Below are 3,864 nucleotides of genomic sequence, written 5' to 3'. Positions count from 1 at the left end.
CTTCATCCGCACTCCACACTTCCGCCCTTACGCACTCACGCACCACGCACCCCCGCACCACGCGCGCCGCACCGCCGTCCCGTACTTTCGTACTTTCGTACTCTCGTACTGCCGTTCCCCTCACTCCTCCCCGTACATCGCCTCCAATTCATAAATCGCCTCCGCCGGCCCGATCACGATCATCGTCTCCCCGGGGCGCAGGACGCGCTGCGCGTCGGGGTTGAGCGCGAACTCGCCGGTGGGGCCGCGCACGGCCAGAATCGTCACGTTCCGCATCCGCCGCAGATCGCATCCCGCCACCGTCTGCCCGGCGAACGGCGAGTTCTCGGGAATGGTGATCTGCCCCACATCCACCGAGATGTCCACGCCGAAGCTGAAGATCTCGTTGAACAGGTCGTGCACGGCGGGCCGCAGCAGCGCCAGCGCCAAGCGGTGCCCGCCGATGTCATCGGGCGTCACCACGCGGTCGGCGCCGGCGCGCCGCAGCTTGCTCTGCGACGTTTCGGCGTTCGCCCGTGCCACGATGAGCAGCCGCGGGTTCATCTCCCGCGCGGTAAGCACGGTGAGCACGTTGTTGGCGTCGCTGTCCAGCGCCGAAACCAGCCCCCGCGCCCGGTCCACCCGCACGCGCTTGAGCACGTCATCCTGCGTGGCGTCGCCGATCAGGTGCGGCGTAAGGGAGTGCAGCAGCGACTCTTCCACCGACGGATCGTGGTCCACCACCACGAACGTCTCCCCGCGCGCGGCCAGGTCGCGCACAATGCGCGTCCCCAGCTGGCCGTAGCCGCAGACGACGTAGTGGTCCCGCAGGTGGGAAAGGGAATCCTTCATCTTTCGCCGTTGCACGCTGGTCCAGAGCGTCTGCCCGAGCGCAACCTCCACCAGGTTGCTGGCCGCCCACGCCCCCACGCCCACGCCGAGCACGATCAGGCCCATGGTGAACATGCGCCCGGTGGCCGTCAGCGGCTCGATCTCGCCGAAGCCGACGGTGGCCACCGTGATGACCGTCATGTACAGCGCGTTGATCCACCCCATCCGCTCGATGAGGTGGTATCCCACGGTCCCCACCGCCACCAGCAGAATCAGTACGGCGAGCGAAAGCTGAAACTGCCGCAGCGGGTCTTCCAGCGCGGCACGAACGTGGTGGCCCCACGTACGGCTCTGCGGTGGGTGGGGGCGTCTGCGCCGGGGGCGTCGTGAAGGCAAGGACGGGTGCGGTCGGGCGACGAGTGCGGCGGAGTGCCGCGCCGGGAGAAACGCACGACGTGCGCCGCGGAGGGGAGGGCGGGGGAGATGCCGTGCCGGAGCCCGCGGCGCGGCACGTGGAATGAGTCTCAGGCGGCGCGGCGCAAGCGCTTGCTGGAGAGGTGGATAGGGGAGCGCGCCTGAAGCCGGTTGCCAGTCCGCGGCGCGGTCAGTTGAAGCCGCGCGTGGACTGGACGGCCTCGCGGTACGCCTCCACCTGCTCCGCGATCTGCTTCTCGCTCCACCCCATCCCGTCCGCGCGCCCCATCCGCCGCGCGACCTCCTCCGCCACGGCGAGGCCCCCGTCCACCGCCTCGTAGAACAGGTGCAGCCGGCGGACGAGCACGTCTTCCACCCGCAGCGCCATCTCCGCGTTCACCGCGTGGTCCACCTCCGCCCAGATGTACGGGTGGCCCTCCATCAGCCGGCGCCCGGCCTGCGCGTCCGTGCGCACGGCGGCGAGCAGTGCCTCCGCGTCCTCGCCGTAGGTGCGCGCCAGGTGCTCCCCGATCTGCGCGTCCAGCCCCGCGCCCACCGCCGCGTGGACGGTCCTGGCCAGGAACGCGTCCCAGGGCTCGCGCGGGTCGCCGGGGAGCGGCAGGTGCGCCGTGGGGCTCTCGCCCGACGCGACGCCCTGCTCCTTGAGCAGCCGCACGGCGGCGTCCACCACCTGCGCCGCCATCACGCGGTAGGTGGTCAGCTTGCCTCCCGCGATGTTCAGCAGCCCGCCGCGGTCGCGCCAGATCTCGTGCTCGCGCGAGGTGGCGCTGGCCGCCAGCCCGCCCTCCGCCTTGTGCGGCGCCAGCAGGGGCCGAATGCCGGCCCAGGTACTCACCACGTCCGCCGGCGTCAGCTTTGCCGCGGGAAAGATCCCGTTGGCGGAATCCAGCAGGTACTTCACGTCGGCCTCGTCCGCCCGCACCTCGGCGGGGGAGCCGGCGTAGTCCGTGTCCGTGGTCCCCACGTACGCAAAGTCGCCCGCGGGAAGGATGAACATCACCCGCCCGTCCACCGGGGAGCGAAAGGTGATGGCGTGCCGGTTCCCGATGCGGTCGCGCCGCACCTGGATGTGCACTCCCTTGGTGGGGCGCAGCCGCGGCTTGGCGCCCGCGTCCGCCAGCGTGCGCACGGCGTCGCTCCACGGCCCGGTGGCGTTCAACACCACGCGGGCGTGCACGTCTACCGCCTCCGCGCCGGGGCGCAGGCAGTCGCGCACGCGCACGCCCGTGATCCCGCGCCCGTCGCGCAGAAACCCGCTCACCTCCGCGTGCGGCACCACGGCCGCGCCCGCCTCGTGCGCGCCGCGGGCGTTGGCCAGCGTGATGCGCGCGTCGTCCACCGAGGCGTCGTAGTACAGCGCCGCGCCGGCCAGCCCGTCCCTGCGCAGCCCCGGCTCCTCGTCCTTCAGCCGCGCGGGCGTCACCATCCGGTGCCGCGCGATGTTGCGAAAGAGCGAGAGCGCGTCGTACAGCCACATCCCCGCCTGCAGCTTGCGCAATCCGACCGCTTCGCCGCGGTACACGGCGAACAGAAAGGGCAGGGGGTGCACAAGATGAGAGGCCAGCCCGAGCAGACGGCGCCGCTCGGCGCTGGCCTCAAACACCAGGCGCAGGTTTCCCGTTTCCAGATAGCGGATGCCGCCGTGGATGAGCCGCGACGAGCGGCTGCTGGTGCCGCGGGCGAGGTCGCCGGCATCCACGAGCGCCACCCGCAGCCCGCGCCCCGCCGCGTCCCGCGCCGCCGCGGCCCCCGTGATCCCCCCGCCGATCACCAGCAGGTCCCACGTCTGGCCCGGGAGCGCGGCCAGGTGCTCCGCGCGCGCCCGGGCAGAAAACGGAGCGAAGCCGGTGTCCATCCGCCCCGGTCAGCCCGCGTCGCCCGGACGGGCGACGTCAAAGCCCAGCGCGCTCAGCAGCGACGTGAACGACACGTCGCTGTGGCTGAGGACAAAAACGCCCTCGAAGGTGGTGTCCAGAAAGGTGAAGTCCGTCTCGATCACCAGCCCCTGCGCCTGCCGGGGCGCCAGCTCCTCGCGCGGGCCCACCTCCATGACGGGCGTCCCGATCATCACGCCCTTGTTCAGGAACGTCCCCAGCACGCCCACGTACGCCGCGCAGACGATGTTGCCCATCTCCTGGAGCGCCGACCGCTCCAGCTCGCCCACCGACACGTGGCGCGAGGGGTCGCGGCGCAGCATGAGCGCCACCATGCGCAGCGCCGTTTCAGTGGCCAGGATCAGCGAGGCGTGCTCGCCGCCCGCCTCGCTCACCCCGGAGATGGGGACGGTGATCACCACCAGGTCGCCGGTGCCGGGGAGCGCGGCGCCGAGCCCCGCCCACTGGATGCGCGGAACGGAGATCATCACCGTCAGGCCGGTGAGGGCCGACAGGTTGGTGGCCGCATGGCCGGCGCCGATGTTCACCACCTCGCGGATGGCGTCCATCTGCTTGGGGGTGACCGGGGTCTGGTTCATCAGGGTCGTGTATGGTCGATGGAAGAAGCCGCGCGCCGGGAGCCGCCCGCGATCCGCGACGTTCCGCGCATCCAGTGGGCGGGGCTCGGCGCCGCGCTCCCCGGCACCGGCGACCTGGTGGTGATCACCGTCCCCATCTCCGGGGT

The 3,864-nt window shown here is 71.7% G+C and carries 3 protein-coding genes; all 3 read right to left on the bottom strand.

Annotated features, from left to right (window positions below; all coding sequences use genetic code 11):
- Window positions 1–120: 120 nt before the first annotated feature.
- Complete coding sequence (locus VF665_RS10730; RefSeq protein ID WP_331053424.1) at window positions 121–1,206, bottom strand: potassium channel protein; 1,086 nt, start codon at window positions 1,204–1,206, stop codon at window positions 121–123.
- A 208-nt stretch (window positions 1,207–1,414) separates the two neighbouring features.
- Complete coding sequence (locus VF665_RS10725) at window positions 1,415–3,100, bottom strand: glycerol-3-phosphate dehydrogenase/oxidase (protein ID WP_331053423.1); 1,686 nt, start codon at window positions 3,098–3,100, stop codon at window positions 1,415–1,417.
- A gap of 9 nt (window positions 3,101–3,109) precedes the next feature.
- Window positions 3,110–3,718: a chemotaxis protein CheC gene (locus tag VF665_RS10720; RefSeq protein ID WP_331053422.1), complete on the bottom strand. Its 609-nt coding sequence runs from the start codon at window positions 3,716–3,718 to the stop codon at window positions 3,110–3,112.
- Window positions 3,719–3,864: the final 146 nt, after the last annotated feature.

This window comes from Longimicrobium sp. (assembly GCF_036387355.1).
Lineage (GTDB): Bacteria > Gemmatimonadota > Gemmatimonadetes > Longimicrobiales > Longimicrobiaceae > Longimicrobium.
Note: the sequence above shows the minus strand (reverse complement) of the source record. Positions and strands in the feature narration are given on the sequence as shown.

Bases quoted from the DNA above. Each gene is read 5' to 3' on its own strand.
- VF665_RS10725 (WP_331053423.1), bottom strand. From the start codon at position 3,100: ATGGACACCGGCTTCGCTCCGTTTTCTGCCCGGGCGCGCGCGGAGCAC.
- VF665_RS10720 (WP_331053422.1), bottom strand. From the start codon at position 3,718: ATGAACCAGACCCCGGTCACCCCCAAGCAGATGGACGCCATCCGCGAG.